This window comes from Dethiosulfatarculus sandiegensis, assembly GCF_000931935.2.
Lineage (GTDB): Bacteria > Desulfobacterota > Desulfarculia > Desulfarculales > Desulfarculaceae > Dethiosulfatarculus > Dethiosulfatarculus sandiegensis.
Genome location: NZ_AZAC01000016.1, coordinates 16510 through 36730 on the forward strand (window position 1 = coordinate 16510; position 20221 = coordinate 36730).

Sequence of the window (20221 nt, forward strand, 5' to 3'; positions counted from 1 at the left end):
GAGAAACCCTTACCAACTTCATAGGTCGGACAAGGGTTTTTAAATCCGGCAGGGTGAGGATTTATCTGAATATGGAGCGGGCCACCTGGGTGAGTTGGGCCTGGGTGGTGCCGCCGCCTATCTGAAACATCCTTACATCCCTGAGCATGCGCTCCAAAGGCAAATCCCTGGAATAACCAGCCGCGCCGAACATCTGTAAAGATTCACTCACCGCCTCAAAGGCCGCATGGCCGGTAAAGGCCTTGGCCATGGAGGATTCCTTTATCTCGGGCATCATGACATTGTTCGGCAAATACCTGGCTGTACAGGCTGAGCGGTAGATCAAAAGCCGGGCCGCATCCAGTTTGGTCTGGCCTTCGGCCATGATCCATTGCAGACCCTGGTATTGGGAGATGGCTTTGCCAAAGGTCTCCCTTTTTTTCATGTAATCGACTGCCAAGTCATGGGCTCCCTGGGCCAGCCCCAGGGCCACTGCGCTGGCTCCGGTGCGTTGTCCGTTGTAGCCGTACATGAGCTTTTTAAAGCCAGAGTAATTGGGCTTTAGCTCCGGGTCCGGCATCACCACTACATTTTCAAAGGGAACCAGGCAATCTTCAAAGATAAGCTCTGTCTCGGGGATGCCCCTGAGACCCATGGCATCTTCCACCCGGCCAAAGCTGAATCCCGGATGCCCTTTATCCACCATTATTCCGCCGATGCCCTTTTCCGCACCGCTTTCATCGAAAAAACGAACGAAAATCAGGTTGGTTATGGAGATGCCTCCACCGGTTATCCAATGCTTGCGCCCGTTTATCATATAGCCGTCTTTGGTCTTTTCTGCACGGGTTTTCAGTTCCGTCAGATTGGTGCCGGCCTGGGGCTCGGTCATGCCGATAGCGGGTTTATCGCCTTGCTTCAAAATGCGCTTGGCTGTGATTTTTCTTTGCTCTTCCGTGCCATAGGCCATGATGCAGCCCAAGGCCCCCATATTGGATTCAACCAGGATGCGCCCGGTTACCCCGCAGTATTTGGCAGCGGTCTCAATGGCCACTATGGCATCCAAAAGCGGCCTTTCCGGACCCCCGTATTTGTGGGGAATGGTCATGCCCAAAAGACCCAGCTCCCTCAGGCGCGATACGTTTTCCCAAGGATATTCATGATTGGCGTCCCAACGGGCCGCCTTGGGCGCGAATTCCTTTTTACCGAGTTCATCCACCAGGGCAATGATTTTTTCCTGTTCTTCCGTGAATTCAAAATCCAAACTTCATGCTCCTTGGCAAATATCTTAGTTTTTTGAGTTTGGGCTAAGGGCATAGCGGCTTTTGGTCAGCACTTCCTTTTCGTATAGGGAGAGCGCCTTTTGGGCCCTTTGCGGATTTTGGGCTATTATTTTTTCAACCAGGGCGTTTATCAGACACATCGGAGCGGTAAGGGAGATAATGGAAAAGTCGCGTTGTCCTGAGAGGTCCAGGAAAAAGGGCAGGTCCGAGTACTGGACAATCTGGGCCAGAGGATCATTGGTAAAGGTGGCTATTTTAACCTCTTTTAGTTTTGTGCTCACATAGGCGACCGCGTCGTAGACTTCCCGGGAATACAGAAGCAGGTCAAAGACAATCAGGAAATCGCCTTTTTTAAGGTTCAGCACCTGCTCCAAAAGGCTGCGTCTTTCCCGGACAACGGGTCTTGAATTAAGCCCCAGGCGGGTAAGCTGAAAGGCCAGGAATTCCGCTAAAAAAGAGGATATACGCCAGCCCAGACAAAAAACCCTTTTGGCCTGGGATATTTCATCCGCCAACCTTTGAAAACGGCCGGGGTCAACCCCTTCAATGGTGCGGGTTATGTAGGCCAAATCCAGGTCCTTTACCCTTTCAAGGACGCCGCCGGTCCTGGGCGGTTGCTCCAGGCTGGGTTTTTGGGCGTATATGGCCCGGCGAATGTATTCCGCCAGGTGTTCGCGCATCTGCTTGTAGCCTTCAAAACCCACTTCCCTGGCAAAGCGGACCAGGGTGGCGTCTGAGGTGCCGATTTGTTTGGCCAACTCAGATACAGTCAGAAGAGTGGCGGACTCGGGATTTTTCAATACGTAATCAGCAACCAGTTTGTGGGAATCGCTCAGCTGGTCATACTTTTGTTGTATGGACCTTATGACATCCAGTGTCTCCGGGCTTTTGCCTTTGCCTGACATCCCTTTTCCTTTACGAATAATTTATTTCTTATATTGTAATAAAACATTCATAGCAGCAGGGCTAAGTAAAGTCAAGCTGAACAGTCAGGAAATTTTTTTGAAATCTGGGGAATTGTCCGCATGATGCGGACGTAATCCGGGCGAGACGGATTTTGGCAACCAGGTAAAAAAATATTTCACCATTGCATCTGCATTTAAACCATGGGATGACTTGTCTTGACTAAAAGCTTACATATTGAACTGATTGGCATATTTCATGAATAGTAATTGGCTTTATCCAGTCTTTTCGAATTTATTGGCTTTAGCCCGGTAAAAAATTCCAGACCAGAGCAGCTGGATTTTTAAAGGGTTGCATGCCGGACCATTCCCCAAGGGAGAGCCCGGGTGAATAGAAAGTCAAGTAAACTGAAAGCCGTATTAAACTCACCTTTGTCTGTTGTTTCCCTTTTCGGGTCCCTCATAGGAAACAGGCAAAGCCGCTCCTACCGTATTTTGATATCCGTTTTGTTTGGTGTGCTTGGCTTTTGGGTCAACATGATTGACCTGGAGCTTCTGAACCACCCTCAGTTTAAAATAAGCATCCTGGGCGGATTGGTTTTCCCCCTGCTTATCGCGTTTGCCTGGGGCCCTCGCTATGGGCTGCTTGCAGCTCTGGCCGGCGGTTGCCAGAGCATGTGGTGGCTGTGGAGAAGCGATGGATGGGGCCTTTTGTATTCGGTTCCAGTGTTTTCTCTCTGGGTGTACTGGCATGGCACCTGGGCCGCTAAGCGCAGTAAAAAACAAATGCCTGTCTGGTATGAGTCCGCCTTTGCTGTGGAGATCCCTTTTCGCCTGTTGGCCGAAGCCGGTTTTTACACCATATTCCGCTGGCTGGTTTCCCTTAACCCGCCGCCTTGGAATCCCGATCTTACCTGGGATTTTGTGCCCTTCAGCTGGGTGCACACAGTATCCTTAAAACAATTCATAACTGCCTATGTTCTCATTTTAACGGTGCATGTGCTGATGAGCCTGGGTTGGGTCAGGCGTTTTTTCGGGTTGAAGCTCAAAATAGCCCAAAAAGACACTCATCTGGTCTATTTTGTTGCCTTGCTTCTGGGCCTTTGCGTCTGGTTGCTTGAATCGTTGACTGGGTATCTGCTGTTTAACCCCCAAAATAAAACTTTTTGGGAAATAGTGGTGTTGAATCCCGGGCAGCAGGAGCTGGTCATTCGGACCCTTTATGTTTTTGTTTTTATATTGGGAGGGGCCTTCATTGTCCTTTTGGTGGATCAGCGTGGCTATATAACAGCCAGACTGGAACATAAAAACAGGGTCCTGGCTGCTATCCGCAAAGTGAATCAGCTGATAACCCAGGAAAAAGATCAATATCTTTTGTTGGATGAAATTTGCCGAGTGCTGACAGAAGCCCAAGGTTATTTCAGCGCCTGGATCATACTCCTCGAAGACGGATTACCGCTTGCGCCTTTTTACCACTCGGGTTTTGAAACAGGGATTGCCACCCTGTCCGAGAGTTTGAAAAACGGCGAAATACCCGCCTGCGCAACAGCTGCATTAAAGAAAAAGGAACCGCACCTGATAGAGCATCCTTTTCTTGATTGTCCGTTTTGTCCCTTAATGTCTGAATATGTGGGCAGGCCGACTCTGACTTCCAGGCTGATGCATAATGAACAAATCCTTGGCTGGATCAGTGTGTCATTGCCGCCCAGCATCGCCAAAGACGAGTTGGAACAGGATTTCTTTCAACAGATTTCATCCGACCTTTCTCTTGCCCTTTACACCTTAAACTCAGATGAAATGCGCCTTTCGGCCGAAAGGGATTATGCGAATATATTGTCCGGCACCAAAGACGCCATTATCGCGACAGACAAAACCGGCATCATAACCCTTTTCAATAAAGGCGCCGAAAAGCTCTTCCAGTGCCCGGCCAACGAGACGCTGGGTATTCATATTTCCAGTTTCTGCCCTATATTTCTGCGAAAACAACAAGCCGAGATTTTAGCGGATGTAATGAAAACCGGATCATCGGACACCCTGCAAACCCAGCGCCTTACCAAGGCCGGTAGGCTGATTGAGGTGGAAATAAACAACTCCCGGCGTATGGATAATCAGGGAAACGTAATAGGGGTAAGTTCGATTGTTCGGGATATTTCAGAACGTAAGAAGGCTGAAATAAAGCTAAAAAAGAGCGAAGCCATATATCGGCTTTTGCTTGAAAACCAAAATGATGTGATTGTCCAGCTTGACCTCAGTCTAAAAGTGCTTTTTGCCAGTCCCCGATATCTGGATACCTTTTTCAAAGACCAGATTGATAATCCCCACAAGGATATTTTTGACAAGATTCATGTGGATTATCAAAAGATGGTCAAACAATTCATGGATGCGGTAATTCTACCGCCCTATCAAGAGGAGTGCACCTCAAGGGTTTTGACGAGCAAGGGATGGAGGTTTTATTCCTGGTCCATGAAGGCTATTTTCGGGGACCAGGGCCGGGTCAATTCCATTTTGTGTGTGGGCCGGGATGTTCAAGATCAGATAAAGGCCGAAAAAGCCTTGCTACAGAGTGAGGCCAAATATAAGGCCATCTTTGAAAATTCCCCATTGGGTATGTTCCGGGCCGGTACGGACGGAAGATTTATCGAGGTGAATCCGGCCCTGGCGGAAATGTTGGGTTATGATACGCCCGAGCAAGTATTGCTCGATATTACAGATATTTCCAAGCAGGTTCATGTTTCCAGCGAAAACCGGGAACCCATAGTAATTGAAAATATGGCAGCAAACGGGGTGACGAATCATTTAAATCGCTATCGTAGAAAAGACGGCAGCGAGTTCCTGGGAAACCTTTTTTTAAAGACCATTTCCAATGAGGCGGGCGAGGTTTTTTTTCTGGAGGGAATTATAGAAGACATCACGGAACGCAGGGCCATGGAACAAGCCTTGCGCAAAAGTGAACATCAGAAAAATCTTATTTTAAACGCAACCGTTGAGCTGGTTGTTTATCACGACTTGAATTGGCATATTGTCTGGGCCAACCAGGCGGCGGCCGAATCAGTAGGCCTTTCGCCGGAAGACCTTATTGGCCGACGTTGCTATGAGGTGTGGGGAAACGGAAAAACCCTTTGTGAAAACTGCCCTGTGGAAAAGGCGAGGCAGACCAAAAAACCCCAGCAACGGGAGAGGCAGAGTTCAGAGGGACGTTATTGGCTGGTCAGAGGGTTCCCGGTTTTGGATGATAAGGGGGAAGTTCAGGGTCTAGTCGAGTTTACTCAGGATATCACCGAAAAGAAAACAGCGGAGCAATCCCTTACCGAGGCCGAAGACCGTTTTCATCTGGCCTTTGACACCAGCCCTGACGCAGTTAATATCACCCGCCTTAAAGACGGCTTATATGTCAATATAAATCAAGGTTTTACAGATATAATGGGCTACAGCTCCGAGGATGTCATCGGAAAGACCAGCCTGGAACTGGATATTTGGGTGAATCCAAAGGACCGTGAAGAGCTTATTCGAGGTCTGAAGGAAAACAGGCACTACTCAAATCTGGAGACCCGTTTAAGGCGGAAAGACGGCAGCATTACGATTGGCCTCATGTCTGCCAGCATAATCATGATGGGCGGCGAGGAATATATCCTTTCCATAACTAGGGATATCAGCCCAATGCGTAAAAGTGAGGAAGAAAAGGCCAAATTGGAAGACAGCCTGCGCCAGGCGCAGAAGATGGAGGCCATTGGCCGCCTGGCCGGAGGGATCGCCCATGACATGAATAATATGATCTCGCCGATAATCGGGTACAGTGAGTTGCTTTTGGAGGATTTGAGCAAAAGGGATTATCGCCGGGATTTTGTGGGGCAGGTTTTCGAGGCCGGGCTAAAGGCCAGGGATCTGGTAAGGCAGCTTTTGGCTTTCAGCCGCAAGCAGAATCTGGAGTACAAACTTATAAACCTTACCGAGGTGCTGAAAGGTTTTGAAAAACTACTGCGCAAGACCGTAAGGGAAGATATTTCCTTTATTCTGCAGGTTAAAGAGAATGACCTGCCTATTAACGCGGATATCGGCCAGATTGAGCAGGTGGTCATGAACCTGGTGGTAAATGCCCAGGACGCCATGCCTGCCGGGGGGCAGATAATAGTCGAATTGAACCAAGTTGAGTTGGATGAGACCTATGCCTTGGCTCATCGGGGTGTAAAATCCGGGCCTCATGCCATGTTGGCGGTGCGGGATACCGGCCTGGGAATGGACAACTCAACCAGGCGACAGCTTTTTGAACCTTTCTTTTCCACCAAGGGGGAGCAGGGCACCGGTTTAGGCCTTTCCACGGTTTACGGCATTGTAAAACAGCACGGGGCCCATATTTGGGTTTACTCAGAGCCCGGACACGGGGCGATCTTTAAAATTTATTTCCCACTTTCCACTGATAAGAATCAGTCTGTTGAAGTTAAACAGGAGGGAGATTTCAAGTTGGGCGGAAAAGAACGGGTTCTGTTGGTGGAAGATAATCAGGAAGTGCGTAATCTGGCGGAAAATATCCTCAAACGCCAAGGGTACAACCTCATGGTTGCTGAAAATGGGGTTAAGGCCCTGGAACTTTTCGATTCTTGTCCCGAGGGCTTTGACCTGATGCTTACTGATGTGGTTATGCCCGAGATGAACGGCAAGGAACTGTATGAGCAGGCCATGGAGCGCCAGCCGGGGTTGAAGGTCATCTACATGTCCGGTTACATGGATGACATCATCAGTCGACACGGCATATCAGAAGGGGAAATAAATTTCATCCAAAAACCGTTTGCCGTGCGAAAGCTGGCCGAGGTGGTGCGCAAGGTCTTGAATAATGAAAACAGTTCGGCGAGGGGCAATAAGGGGGGATAAAAAATTATTAGGGGAGGGAATTAATATGAGGACTCAGGTTTCAGAAGATACTCTGGGTGATGTCCAATTTGCCGCCCAACTCTCCGGGAAATATCTTACCTTTGACCTGATAGAAGAAGAATTCGCCCTTGCGCTGTTACGGGTGAAAGAAATCATCGGCATGATGGAAATTACTCCTGTGCCACGCACGCCTGGCTTTATTCTCGGGGTTATTAATTTGCGGGGCAAGGTTATCCCAGTGGTGGATCTGCGCACTAAATTCGGGCTGGACTATAGAGAACCCGATGACAGGACCTGTGTTGTGGTCGGAGAAGTGATTAAAGGTGATGAAACCATACAAATCGGCATTGTGGTTGATCATGTGAATGAAGTGGTGGATGTTAAGCCGGAAGATGTTGCCCCTACGCCCTCTTTTGGTATGGCTTTGCAGACGGAATTCATTTTGGGGCTGGCCAAGCTCGGAGATAAACTGAAAATAATTTTGGATATAGATAAAGTGCTCACCGCAGAGGAAGTTGCAGGAATAAGAAGTTTTTAATTTTTGTCAAAACACTTTGTTTTGTTGCCTTTCTTACTTTGCCGGCCGTTTTTGTAAACAGGTCTTTGATTCCAGCGAGCATCCCATTTGTGCTGTCTGGCCAAGAGGAATTCTTTAGTGATACAAGTAAAAAAAAATTGCTGAATTGGTATGCCCTTTGCCGATCCAATAGATCGCAAGCCTCCCTTGATTAGCATCGGCAGGCGGGGGATGAATATTCAGGATACTATAGCGAGAAACTCCACAGGAACAAGGCACCCCTAAGCAAGAGTTACAGCCCGCCATACACGTCTCATAATTGACTAAGCACAAACCGGATCCAACATAAATATGACTGGCCTTATCGCCCTTGATTTGGAGGCCAGGCGACCCAGTCAACAATACACACTCCTGTCTTTCTGAATCAAAACCAGTTAGAAATTCCCCAGTAAAATACTTATAAAACAAGCAATAAAAATAGTGGAAATAACTATTGCCTTCGCCTTCGGTATACACATATCTACTTTTGTTTAATTTTTTTAACTAATTTTTCTGCCGATATTTTTGAGTGTTTTTGTGCTTAATTTTAACAATTAATTGAGGGTAAATATTATACGCTTATAAAAGTATTTTGGCAAGAAATACATCTAAAATATTTTCTGGTTTTACAAGACCAACTGTCCGAAGAGATTGGACTATTTTAACCTTAAAATAATAGTAATATCATTAGTGGTATTTATAACTATTTAGATATACAAGCTTTAATAAACTACAAAATATTTTTAAATTTGGTATGAATTTTGATAATGAATAGATCTTACAGGTAATAAAAGACCTTATTATTTTGCCACTGTTCCTTTTACTGTCATCTTATGCTAATCAAGCACTTGCAAGTTAATTGTAGCCTAGCTATGGAGTCTGCTCATGTTAAAGAATCTTAAATTAGCGACAAAAATCGGTGTTGGTTTTGGCGTACTTATCATAATTATTCTGGCGCTTGGCAGCTTCAGTCTTTTTGATATGAAGACTGTTGAAAGCGGAACCAAGGATATGGATGAGAAGTTTATCACCGGCACCGGCATGTTAACTGATCTGGAGCGCTATATACAAAGAACCATGCTGAACATGCGTGGTTATGGAATGAGCAAAGAACAGAAATATTTAAAACTAGCTAAACAAGACTTGAGTAAGGTTAAGGAATCACTAAATAAACTCCATCAATTTGCTCTCAAATTTCCTGATTTGGCAAAACTTAAAACAGATATCGAAAAAATGACGGCCCAGGTTAAAATTTATGAATCTATTGTTGGTGATACTGTTCGGGGGGTCGATCTTTTAAAAAAACACAGGGGAGAAATGGAGTCATTGGTTGACGTTTACATGCTAAATTGCGACAACTTTTTAGTAAGCCAGATTAAACAAATGAAAGAACAGATTGAGGCAGGCGCTGCTCAATCTGCTCTTCTAGACCGCTTTAAAAAAATAACTTTAGTAAACGATGTTATCAGCCTTGCCAATGATAGCCATTTTTTGAATGTCAAGGCTCAGGCGTTCTTGAATCCATCACTTTTGGAAAAAGCTATCAGTGACTTTACTGAAGTAAACTCCAAGCTGGATACATTAAGGGCTCTAACCGTTCACGAGAGTAATATCAAACAGATAGCGGCAACCAGAGAAGCGGCTGCCCAATATAAAAAGGCCATGACCGAATATTTGAGGAATTGGAAGGAGGTTCTGGCTGTTGGCGACAAACGGGACGCTTTGGGGTTGGCGCTTTTAGCCTCCATACAAAGCACCACCCAAGATGGAACCAATTTTTTGCGGCAAATGGGAAAAGCCAATGTAGACTCACTGGTTTCTGCTTCAAGAGAGATGATTATGTGGCTTAGCGTAGCAGTTATAATCGGTTTGGTCTTGGCTGTATATCTTACTCTTTCCATTACCCGCCCTATAAACCGAATCATTATCGGCCTTACCGAAGGTGCGGTTCAGGTCGCCGCAGCAGCGGGACAGGTGAGCAATTCCAGTCAGTCCTTGGCTCAAGGAGCTTCGGAACAGGCCGCTTCTTTGGAAGAGACCAGCAGTTCGATGGAAGAAATGCACTCCATGACAAGGCAAAATGCCGACAATGCCAAAGAGGCCGATGGGCTTTCCAGAACAAACAATCGGTTGGTTGAAAGTGCGAATAATGCCATGAACGAGCTTACACGTTCAATGGAGGATATAGCCAAGGCCGGAGAGGAAACCAGCAAAATCGTCAAAACCATAGATGAAATTTCATTTCAGACTAACCTGTTGGCCTTGAACGCGGCAGTGGAGGCAGCCAGGGCGGGGGAAGCTGGATCCGGATTTGCCGTGGTGGCTGAAGAAGTTCGAAATCTGGCTCAACGAGCCGCAGCTTCAGCAAAAAATACGGCTGTGTTGATTGAAGAAACAATAAGCAAAACACATCATGGCGCCGATTTGGTTGCAAAGACAAGTGAAGCATTCAGTGAAGCGGCGGCATCCACAGCCAAGGTGGGTGATTTGGTGGCGGAAACCGCTGCGGCCAGTAATGAACAGGCCCAAGGTATAGACCAGGTCAACAAGGCAATCAGCGAGATGGATGCCGTGACTCAGCAGAATGCGGCCAATGCTGAAGAATCCGCAGCCGCAGCCGAAGAACTCTCAGCTCAGGCTGAAACCTTACAGTGCTTTGTGAATGACCTGGTGGCCTTGGTGGGTAAAAAGGGGGGAGATTCTTCAAAATCAAAGGAATCGGCCCATCCTGTTGAAGAGAAATTGTATTTGGAGGCATCTCCCATGCGGAATCAAAAGGATTCTGAATTTGCGGATTTTTAAGTCCGATCAACCCACTCAAGGGGATTTAGCCTTTTTTTCAAGAGGCGATATGCAAAAAAAAATGTAAAGAGCCATAAGTGAATTTGATATGTGCGATTCATAGGCATTCTCTTTACCTTTTTTGAGAGAATCTCTACGAATCGCACAGGGAAGCGATGATGCCGTACAAATTTCCCAGCCGATTGTTTTTTTGCAAACAGCACCTCCCTGCTAAAGGCAGGACTGGGTGGCTTAAGTTACACTCGTGGTTTTTTTCAATGATGCCGCATATAAGCATTCAGTCACAGAGCGGCGATTATTTTTCTGTGAGATAGTGTAAGGTTTGCACTGTTTGTAATGCCTGATGGTTGCAACGGATTTTTAAACGGCCGGGCGATTTCAAGTAGTTAGACACATTATATCCAACTGGCTCTGAATCTTATTCAGGTTGGTCTGTAGGACATGCATGAGCTTTTTAGTGCTATCCTTATTAAATATGATTGGGTTGGCGTTTGGTGAGTTGATTTTTAAGACAGTTTTTCTCTCCCTATGCGGGGTGGACGGCATTTACAGTATGAAAGGGAAATAATTTACCTCGCCTTTTTAAAACCGTTTCAGATATGGGGATGTTGAGTAACGCAGCCAGAAATGTTTAGAAAACTTAAATTCATTCAGTGTATTCTTTTTTTTCTCTTCTTGTTTTCAGGTGGGGGAAGTGAACTGTTCTGTCTCCCTGTAATCCCGGCCAGTGCCTCTGATCACATTATTGCCAGAGGCGACAAAAATATTCCTCCCCATGAGTTTTTAGATGAAACAGGCAAACCCAGCGGTTTTAACGCAGATATAACGAGAGCTGTAGCCAAGGCGACCGGGCTTAAGGTCAAGTTGGACTACGGAGCTTGGGACCAGGTTCGCAAGCAACTGGAGAACGGTGAAATTGACCTGCTCACCGGTATGTTTTATTCAAAAGAGCGGGCCCGCCTGGTGGATTTCTCCAGACCCCACCTCATAGCCACCTATGCTGTTTTTGTCCGCAATGGCTCGGAAATTAAAAATTTTTCGGAAATAAAAGGTCATTATGTTCTGGTTGAGAAAGGTGATTTTGCCGATGATTATCTGACCGGCCAAAAAATTTACAATAATATTGTCAGAGTGGAAAATCCTGGTCGGGCCTTACGCCTGTTGGCTGCCGGTCAGTATGATTGCGCTGTGTTACCCAGGTTGATAGGTGTGTATTTTATTGATCATAACGGCCTGGATAATCTTTGTACTGTGGGAGAGCCTATTCTGCCCAGGAAATATTGCTTTGCCGTAAAAAAGGGCGATACCAAGCTTTTAGCCAGCCTAAATGAAGGGCTTTCCATAATCAACAACACCGGTGAATATGAACGCATCTATCAGAAATGGTTTGGCGAGGTGGAGCGTAAAGACAAGGCCAAGGCTGTGCTGAAGACGGCCTTTTGGATTTTAACCCCGGTTTTTATTCTTTTAATCCTGGCCTTGTTGTGGACCAGGTCCCTAAAACACCAGGTGTTTTCAAAGACCAGGGAACTGGTAAATGAGCTGGGAGAACGTAAAAAGGCGGAAGAGAGCCTTAAGGAAAGCGAGGAGAAATATCGTCTTTTAGTCAATAATGCCGCAGAGGCGATTTTTATTCTGCAAGAGGGTAAGATCTGTTTTGCCAACCCCACTTTTATCAGACTTCTAGGTGTTTCTGAGAGCGAATTACCCAACATGCCGTTCAGTGATTTTGCGAGTCATGATAAAAAGGATTTAGATTCCGAATTTTTTCCAGAACAGCTGGAGGGTGAAGAGGTTCAATCTGAATATCGGTTGGAACTTACAAGCAAAAAGGGGCAATCCGTTTGGCTTGATTTGAATTTGGCTCCCGTCACCTGGCAGGACAAGCCCGCCACCCTTTGCATGGCCAGGGATATAACCGAGCAGAAAAGCATGGAGGCTCAACTTCGTCATTCTCAGAAAATGGAAGCCATCGGCACCCTGGCTGGAGGGATAGCTCATGATTTCAATAACATACTGGGAGGCATATTGGGTTATGCCGAACTCGGACTTTTAAGGGAATCTCAACACGAGTCCAATCAAAAAGAACTCGAAGGGGTGATAACCGCCACCCAAAAGGCCAGTCGGCTGGTCCAGCAGATATTGACCTTCAGCCGCCATATGTCCTCTGATCTGAAGCCGCTTAGTGTGAATGAACAGGTTTTGCATTCAGTGGCCCTTTTGGAGCGCACCATTCCCAAGATGATAAGTATAGAGCTTGATTTGGCCCCCGATATTAAGCCTGTAAAGGGGGATGAAAACCAGCTGGAACAGATGCTGTTGAACTTGGGCGGCAATGCCAAAGACGCCATGCCGGACGGCGGGGTTTTGGGAATCAGCACTTATAATAAATATTTTTCAGAGGACCACAGCTCCCTTGGCCTGTCAGCCGGGGATTATGCGGTTATAAAGGTCTCTGATACGGGCCAGGGAATCCAACCTGAAATCATGTCCAAAATATTTGATCCGTTTTTTACCACCAAGGAAGTGGGCAAGGGAACAGGCTTGGGGCTTTCCTCTGTTTTTGGGGTGGTAAAGGGCCATGGCGGGCAGATTACCTGTTCCAGCCAAGTCGGCAAGGGGACTGTGTTTGAGATTTTCCTGCCGACCACCAAGGCGATTATAAAACGGCAGGGATCGGATTCCGTTTTCTCCTTTTCTGAAAAGGAGTCAAGTGGAGCCACTATTTTACTGGTTGACGACGAAGAGCCCTTACGCCAGGTGGGGAGTCAGGTGCTTACTGCCAGGGGATTCAAGGCCTTGACAGCAGAAAGCGGTGAAAGGGCGCTTGAGATCTATAAAAAACGTTTTGATGAGATAGCTCTGGTTGTTTTGGATGTGGGCATGCCCGGTATGGGGGGACACCAGTGCCTGGCTGAACTGCTGGCCTTCGATCCAAAGGTCAAGGTGATTATCGCAAGCGGTTATGCCATGCGGGGGAAAGGCAAAGATACTCTGGCCTTGGGGGCAAGGGGGTATCTGGGCAAACCCTATGGGCAAAATGAGTTGCTAAGGAAAATTAAGGAAATTCTCAAAGAAACCTGAACAACTCAGCTGATTTTAAGGTGATTTTATTAATACGGGTTTTATGAAAATAATCGCCTGCTTTATCCCCTGGCGGGAGAAGCCTTTTCCGGAACAGATTCGGGCCTGCCTGCCTTTATCAGGAATGCTAGTCTCCGGCTGCCGCCAGTATGTTGGTAATAGTCTCTACCAGGTCATGCCTTCCTCTGGATTTCAGGTCGTCAATCATTTCCCGCCAATAGATATAGCGATTTTTTTCCAATATATCTTCTGCCTTAAGCATATCCGGCGTGATTTTATTTGTAGGGAAGGCCCGGCACTTGTCAAGCGCTCCAATGGCTTCCAGCTCCGCCATGGTGCGTACGCATTTTTCGCAACGCCCGCAGTTGTATTGGTTCTTGGCATTGGCAAAGCACACCCGCATGTTGTTGAGGCCTGTTTCCCATTCACTTACCAGCCGCACTTTTTCCAGCCTGCTCATGATCAGGTCCCGGTGCCTGAACAAAAGGCTGTAAGAGGAATATTCCGGGTCGATCATGGGGTGGGATGCACAAGGATTTAGATTGGGAATATCATAAGAGGAGGCAATGTAAAGCAGGTCAAACCGTTTGTCCAAGGCATGCCCGCATGCCGCCAATACCGCACCGAAAAACACCTTTATCCAGAACATGCGGGAGTCGGCCAAATGGCGAATATTGGTTAACATGGGAATAAGGGTAAGCCCCGCGTCAGCCGCCACCTCGGCCATGGCCGCCTTGGCCCTGTCAAAAACGTGCTGCTTGGCTCCCCACTTTAAGCGTCCGCCAATATCGAAACCGTGGATCAGGATTCCGTCTTTGATATAGGCGGGATGATCCGGTGAAAACCGCTGATGGTTGCTATAGAGCGCCGCCAGGGAGTCTATTCCCCCGGAAAGAAAGATTCCCGTTCGTTTGCGTGGGGCGCCCAGACGCGGCTTAGTTAAGGATTCCACTTCCAAAACAGGGCCTTGCCCGTCTTTGCCGTACCAGTGGGCAAAATGGGCCATAATGGTGTTCAACCCCTCCAGGAAGTTGGGGCATACGGGATAGTCCATTTTTATACGTTTTTCAGCGTGAAAAATGGCCGGCGGCAGACAGCCCGCCAAAAAGGAGTGAGGATTTGCGTCCAGGTCCTGGGCGAATTCAGCCGGTGTTTCAAAGAACACGGTAATGGCAGGGCGGTCTGAATCCTCCCATTCAACTTTGGCGCTGGCTTTGGCTGTTTCCGTGTTAATTTCCAGCTTTAGGTCTCTGATTCGCATACCCCGGCTCCAATTCGAACAGCGGTTTTTTTGAGAATTGGCGAATATGTTGCCGCTCAAGGCCCGGCTTGTCAAGTATGGTTGAAAACACCCTGATTTAACGGGTGAATTATTTCCTATTCATCCGGTTGCAAATAACGGACTCAGTGACATTTTACTTGCCAGATTTGGTTTTGTTAATTTATAGTTACAACACACTTAAGACAAAAGTGAATTGAGAATCATTTAAAAGCATATACGATTTTAAAAATTACCTATAACGTCAATTGTGGATATTATTAAAGAACTTTGTTACTTTTTTTAGTATTCAGTGTAAAATATTTTTGGACAAATATTTAGTTTTTATTTTTAAAAAAGATTTTGGAAAACATGCGAAATGAAATCAACAATGAATGGTTGATGCAGCGTCTGACCCGATTACAAAGGGTGGCCGACAGACAGGCGAATGTCATTGTTATTGAAGATATGCCCACCATGCGTCTTTTACTGGTGCAAACAATCAGGCAGATGGGTTTTAAAAATGTTCACAGGGCCGCAAATGGTAAACAGGGCCTGGAGTTGATTAAGCAACATCATTGTGATCTGGCCATTGTAGATTGGGTCATGCCTCATATGACTGGGCTGGAATTACTTGAAAAAATTAGAGATTTAGATGATTATTCTGACATGATCTTTGTTATGGTCACAGCCGAATCTCATGAGGTGAATGTGGTCAGGGGAGTGGAGGAAAGAGTTGATACATATCTTACTAAACCGGTAAATATGTATAAACTGACCAGAAGGCTTAACGAGATACTTTTTCGCAGAGAAACCGAATCCAGGTGCGCCTTGCAATTCGCTTCCGGCAGGCAGGAAGCAGCTTTAAAGAAAATGGGTGCTGTAGCTAAAAAAATGCCCGAAGCCAAGTGGCCTTTGGCTAATCTTGCCAAAATGTATGCCCGCAGCGGGCGTTTTGATATCGCAGAAAAATATTTCCAGCAAATACTAAAGCGTGATTCTTCTACTACCTATGTTTTAGTTGAATTGGGTAAAATAAAGGAACGAGAAGGGGACACTGAAGCCGCTCTTAAATATTACCATCGCGCTATATATAGAAATAATCAATTTTTTCGCGCTTACGATGTAATTGCCGAGGCCTTGTTGAGCCAGGGTAATAAGGAAGACGCCCTGTTGGCCCTGGAGACGGCCATGCAAAACGGAGGCACCGAGAGCGCCGGGCGTCAGGAACTGTTCGCTGATCTACTGTTAGATGAAAACCGATTTGAAGAGGCGGAGAGCGCCCTGCGCAAGGCCATGGAATTGAAACCCCAGGTTTATGTTATTCCACGTAAATTTAGAATCGCTAAATGTTGCCTGGCTCAGGGGAAGGTGGATGAGGGCATAGAGGTTTTGGAAGAGGTGGTGAAAAGCGCCAAACGTGATCAGGCGCAGGAAAGACTGGAAGCCTCACTACTAATAGGTAAAAGCCACCTGGCCAACGGAGATGTGGAAAAGGCGGTCACCATGTTTGAACGCCTGATAGAACCGCACACCTGGCCGGGTAAATACATGCCCGAAGCCAAGTACAATCTGTTAAAGACCATAGGCAAGGTTTACCTGCAAACAGGAAATGTTCACCAAGCCTCCAAATATTTTTATGACTCAGTATTACTGAACCTTGATGATCAGGAAAATATTAAGGATATAGGCTATTACGCCGATTCTTTGGGCTTCCCCGAGTTGGGGGGGGCTATTGAAGAAAAAATCAGCGACTTGCGGTCCAGGGTGGAGGCATGCGCCGAAGAGGGCAGGGTGCTGGTTGAAAGAGGAGAATACGACGCCGCTCATAAAGCCTATGACCAGGGGCTCAGGATTGATCCCAATTCAGGCAGGCTTTACTTCAACAAGGGTAGACTTTTTCTGCGCATGGACGAGATGGAGCGATGCTTTATCTACATGGAAAGGGCCTTGGAGTTTGGTCTGGCCAATCGGGATGCGGAGTTGGTGGCCAAGGTGGCTCAGACCTATTTGGAGCAGGATAATTTTCCCCGCACCAGGCGCATTTTAGAGCTGGCCCACGAACTGGATCTTGAAGATGAAAGTATTCATAGTGTAGTTGATATGTTACAGGCCAGACAACCGGCGGTGGGCCATGCCTTGACCGGTTAATTCCCATAAGGGGGGCGTCCCCTTATTTCGCTTCAGATAAAAATGTCGGTAGGCGGCCGGATTTGACCATTATTTCCTTTTGGATTTTCTTAAGTCCCTTTATCTGCTTTTCAAGTTTAAGGGCGGCGGGGCGGTCGGGACAGGGGGCCTTGAATACCATTTGGGCAGGCAGCCGGGTCCTGGTGTAGCGGGAGGCTGTGCCTTGGTTGTGTTGCTTAAGCCTGCGCTCGGGATCATTGGTGATGCCGCAATAAAGAGAATTGTCCTTAAGCCTGAGCAGATAGACCCACCAGCCTGCAATTGAACCGCTTCTGATTTGCTTTTCTTGCATCTGCGTGATCACACCCGGCCGTTTTTGGCTTCTTCCGCCGCCTTTTGTATGGATTCCAGCTCTTCCCATCTTTCCAAAAGGCTTTCCATTTCCCCTTCCAATTCCTCCAGCCTGGTTTTGGCCTTGGCCACCTGGTCTCCTTCCTGGCGATAAAAATCGGGAGCACTCATGGCCTGTTCCAGGTCTGCCTGCTCTTTTTCCAATCCTTCCAAAAGAGCGGGCAGGTCTTCCAGCTCCCTTTCCTGTTTCCAGGTCAGTTTGGGCTGGGCCTGCTTTATACGCCTGGGTTTGGTTTTTTTTATGGATGAATTATTTTCTTTTTCCCGGCTTTTGCTTTGGCTAAGCCAGTCATCATAGCCGCCGGCATATTCGGTTACCACTCCCTTGGAATCAATGACCAGGGTGCTGGTCACCACGTTGTTGATAAAGGCGCGATCGTGGCTGACCAGGAGAACTGTTCCATTATATTCAACTAAAAGTGATTCCAGGAGTTCAAGGGTGTCTGTATCCAGGTCATTGGTCGGTTCGTCCAAAACCAGCAGATTGGAGGGCTGGGTGAAGAGCTTGGCCAACAACAGGCGGTTGCGCTCCCCGCCGGAAAGGGTCTTGACCGGGCTTTGAGCCCTTTGGGCAGAGAAAAGAAAATCCTTCAGATAAGAGATAACGTGTTTTTGTCTGCCGTTTATGACAATGGTGTCCGCATCCGGATTGATATTTTGGGCCACAGTCTTTTCCTGATCCAGGGTTTGGCGCAACTGGTCAAAATAGGCCGGTTTTATTCTGGCTCCCCTTTTTATCTCTCCGCTTTGCGGGGTGAGGCTGCCGAGCAGAAGACGTAAGAGCGTGGTCTTGCCGCTGCCGTTGGGACCCACTATGCCGACTTTATCTCCCCAGAGAATAATGGTCTTCAACTGCTTGATTATCTGCTTTTCGGGCTCATAGCCAAAGCTTATATCTCGGGCCGTCGCCACCAGCTTGCCGGAGCGCTCGGCTTCTTGGGCCAGCATGCTGACAGAACCGGTGCGTTGCCTTCTCTGGGACCTTTGTTCACGCATCTCCATAAGGGCCCGGACCCTGCCTTCATTCCTGGTGCGGCGCGCTTTGAGTCCCTTGCGCAGCCAGGTCTCTTCCTCGACAATTTTGCGATCCTGCCTTGCCCAACGGGCCTGCTCGTTTTCCCGGGCTTTTTCTTTGCGGTTTATAAAGGTGGGATAGTCGCAGGCCCAGTCGGTCAGCCGTCCTCTGTCCAATTCCACAATGCGGGTGGCAAGGTTTCTTAAGAACATGCGGTCGTGGGTGATAAATATAAGCGTTGTGGTCTGTTGAGCCAGATAACTCTCCAGCCAGGTGATGCTTTCAATATCCAAGTGGTTGGTCGGCTCGTCCAGCATAAGAAGATCCGGGCCTGCAGCCAAGGTTCGGGCCAAAAGGGCCCTTCTTTGATAGCCTCCGGAAAGGGTCTCAAAGCGGGCCTTGGGATCCAGTTTCAGCTTGGTGAGAATGGATGTGATGTTTTGATGCAGGCTCCAGACCTTGTTCTCGTCCAAGTCTGCCATGATTTTTTGCCGCTCGTCTTCCGCGAGCAATTCATTTGCGGCGTAACCATGCTGCTCGGTAAGGAAAATACCCAGCTTGCCCAGGCCATGGGCAGCGACCTGGTAGAGGCTGCCGGAAACACCTGTGGGGTGCTCCTGGGGCAGCAAGGAGACTTTAAGGCCCTGGCGCCGCATGATCTGGCCCTGATCCGGGGGGAAGTCGCCATTTAAGAGATGGAGCAGGGTTGATTTGCCAACCCCGTTTCTTCCCACCAAGCCCATTTTCTGGCCTTCTTCAATGTGAAAATCCTGCTTGTCCAAAAGGGGCAATCCCCCAAAAGCCATATTTATCTGCTGCATGGTCAAAAGGGCCATTGTCAAAATACCTTTACGTTTTATACGGATATACTTTGAGGACATTTTCAGGTTGACAGTCCTCATTTTGGTTTTTAATATGGTCCAACCTTTTGTATTTGGTTGATTTTACTGCTCAGTTCTACTCAAACCACCTGGGTCGGTTTTGGACCCCGTGCGTAGTCCGGTCGACCTGATATATTAACGGTCAATCGCCTGCAAGCCAACTAATGCGGAAGATTCAAGGTTGAAACAAAAACAACCATGCTTGCGGTTTTCGGTTAAAAAGTAAAACATAAGAATATATTGCGGAGATAATTATATGTCCGATAAAGGGCACGGTAAGGCCGTGACCAAAGGCAGCCTGAAAGCGGTTACGAAAAAAAAACTCTTTGAAGAAATCGTTAGGCAAATAAGGGATCTGATTGATAATGGAGACTTGAAGCCGGGAGATCAGCTGCCGCCCGAGCGTGAATTAGCTGAGATATTCAAGGTCTCCAGACATTCAGTGCGTGAAGCGATCCGCACCCTGGAAGAGCACGGCGTTTTGAAGAGCAGAAGGGGCAGCGGCACCTTTGTGGTGTTGGGCGAACCAGACAATGTGGTGGATTATCTGGCCCAGGCCGTGGTCAGGGAAAAGGATAACTTGGCTGAAATTTTCCAATTCAGGCAAATGGTTGAGCCCCAAATTGCCGCCTTGGCCGCGCTTAACGCCAGTCCGGAGCATATTGATGAGCTTAGGCGGATACTAAAGCTGCAACAAAAAGAGACCAATATTTCCAAACAGATCCTTTTGGATAATGAATTCCATATGGCCCTGGCCAAGGCGGCAGGGAATTCGATTCTTTTAAATATTGTGGAAAGGGTGGGCGGAATTCTGGGCCAGTGCCGCATGGAGGTTTATCAAAGCCAAAGGCGGTCCAAAATTTCAACCAAAGGTCACGAGGATATATTGGAAGCACTGGAGAGACAAGACAGCAGTTTGTGCGAAAAGGCCATGTCCGAGCACTTAAAGGATATTATCCGCATAGTGCTCGCCGATCATCTGGATTTTTTTGATAACCCCTTGCCGTTACAAACTAAGAATTAGAAACAAATTATGGGAAAAAACGCTGGACGGGGC

The 20221-nt window shown here is 47.4% G+C and carries 11 protein-coding genes; 6 read left to right on the plus strand and 5 right to left on the minus strand.

Translation table 11 applies throughout. The features are described from left to right. Positions 1–61: 61 nt before the first annotated feature. Together X474_RS12505 and X474_RS12510 are read right to left on the minus strand one after the other, a co-directional pair. Complete coding sequence (locus X474_RS12505) at positions 62–1240, minus strand: acyl-CoA dehydrogenase family protein (RefSeq protein WP_044349334.1); 1179 nt, start codon at positions 1238–1240, stop codon at positions 62–64. Positions 1241–1264: 24 nt separating this feature from the next. Then, a complete protein-coding gene (locus X474_RS12510) occupies positions 1265–2164 on the minus strand; it encodes a MurR/RpiR family transcriptional regulator (RefSeq protein WP_044349335.1) in 900 nt (299 codons plus the stop codon). A 384-nt stretch (positions 2165–2548) separates the two neighbouring features. Here X474_RS12510 and X474_RS12515 point away from each other — a divergent pair, with 384 nt between their 5' ends. The 4 genes from X474_RS12515 (at position 2549) to X474_RS12530 (ending at position 13469) form a co-directional block, all read left to right on the plus strand. Continuing rightward, positions 2549–7027: a PAS domain S-box protein gene (locus X474_RS12515; RefSeq protein ID WP_044349336.1), complete on the plus strand. Its 4479-nt coding sequence runs from the start codon at positions 2549–2551 to the stop codon at positions 7025–7027. Between the two features lie 25 nt (positions 7028–7052). Beyond that, positions 7053–7565 carry a chemotaxis protein CheW gene (locus X474_RS12520; RefSeq protein WP_044349338.1) on the plus strand — a complete coding sequence of 171 codons (513 nt, stop codon included), beginning with the start codon at positions 7053–7055 and terminating at the stop codon, positions 7563–7565. Positions 7566–8468: 903 nt separating this feature from the next. Continuing rightward, on the plus strand, positions 8469–10385 hold the full coding sequence (locus X474_RS12525; RefSeq protein ID WP_052515159.1) for a HAMP domain-containing methyl-accepting chemotaxis protein: 1917 nt from the start codon (positions 8469–8471) through the stop codon (positions 10383–10385). Between the two features lie 627 nt (positions 10386–11012). After that, complete coding sequence (locus X474_RS12530; protein WP_044349340.1) at positions 11013–13469, plus strand: transporter substrate-binding domain-containing protein; 2457 nt, start codon at positions 11013–11015, stop codon at positions 13467–13469. Positions 13470–13596: 127 nt separating this feature from the next. Here X474_RS12530 and X474_RS12535 read toward each other — a convergent pair whose 3' ends face one another. Beyond that, a complete protein-coding gene (locus X474_RS12535) occupies positions 13597–14730 on the minus strand; it encodes a hypothetical protein (RefSeq protein ID WP_052515160.1) in 1134 nt (377 codons plus the stop codon). A 369-nt stretch (positions 14731–15099) separates the two neighbouring features. On the opposite strand from X474_RS12535, the gene X474_RS12540 reads away from it, so the two are divergent. Further along, the gene (locus X474_RS12540) at positions 15100–16878 is read left to right on the plus strand and encodes a tetratricopeptide repeat protein (protein ID WP_052515161.1); all 1779 of its coding nucleotides are present in this window, start codon (positions 15100–15102) and stop codon (positions 16876–16878) included. Between the two features lie 22 nt (positions 16879–16900). On the opposite strand, the gene X474_RS12545 is transcribed toward X474_RS12540, so the two are convergent. Then, complete coding sequence (locus X474_RS12545; protein WP_044349493.1) at positions 16901–17209, minus strand: GIY-YIG nuclease family protein; 309 nt, start codon at positions 17207–17209, stop codon at positions 16901–16903. An 8-nt stretch (positions 17210–17217) separates the two neighbouring features. Beyond that, a complete protein-coding gene (locus tag X474_RS12550) occupies positions 17218–19119 on the minus strand; it encodes an ATP-binding cassette domain-containing protein (protein ID WP_044349341.1) in 1902 nt (633 codons plus the stop codon). 301 nt (positions 19120–19420) lie between these two features. Between X474_RS12550 and X474_RS12555 the strand changes: the two genes are divergently transcribed. Next, positions 19421–20188 carry a FadR/GntR family transcriptional regulator gene (locus X474_RS12555; protein ID WP_044349343.1) on the plus strand — a complete coding sequence of 256 codons (768 nt, stop codon included), beginning with the start codon at positions 19421–19423 and terminating at the stop codon, positions 20186–20188. Positions 20189–20221: the final 33 nt, after the last annotated feature.

What these genes read in the sequence shown, in the direction of transcription:
- X474_RS12510 (WP_044349335.1), bottom strand. Translation starts at nt 2,164, where the DNA reads ATGTCAGGCAAAGGCAAAAGCCCGGAGACACTGGATGTCATAAGGTCC.
- X474_RS12520 (WP_044349338.1), top strand. Translation starts at nt 7,053, where the DNA reads ATGAGGACTCAGGTTTCAGAAGATACTCTGGGTGATGTCCAATTTGCC.
- X474_RS12525 (WP_052515159.1), top strand. Translation starts at nt 8,469, where the DNA reads ATGTTAAAGAATCTTAAATTAGCGACAAAAATCGGTGTTGGTTTTGGC.
- X474_RS12530 (WP_044349340.1), top strand. Translation starts at nt 11,013, where the DNA reads ATGTTTAGAAAACTTAAATTCATTCAGTGTATTCTTTTTTTTCTCTTC.
- X474_RS12535 (WP_052515160.1), bottom strand. Translation starts at nt 14,730, where the DNA reads ATGCGAATCAGAGACCTAAAGCTGGAAATTAACACGGAAACAGCCAAA.
- X474_RS12540 (WP_052515161.1), top strand. Translation starts at nt 15,100, where the DNA reads ATGCGAAATGAAATCAACAATGAATGGTTGATGCAGCGTCTGACCCGA.
- X474_RS12545 (WP_044349493.1), bottom strand. Translation starts at nt 17,209, where the DNA reads ATGCAAGAAAAGCAAATCAGAAGCGGTTCAATTGCAGGCTGGTGGGTC.
- X474_RS12550 (WP_044349341.1), bottom strand. Translation starts at nt 19,119, where the DNA reads ATGGCCCTTTTGACCATGCAGCAGATAAATATGGCTTTTGGGGGATTG.
- X474_RS12555 (WP_044349343.1), top strand. Translation starts at nt 19,421, where the DNA reads ATGTCCGATAAAGGGCACGGTAAGGCCGTGACCAAAGGCAGCCTGAAA.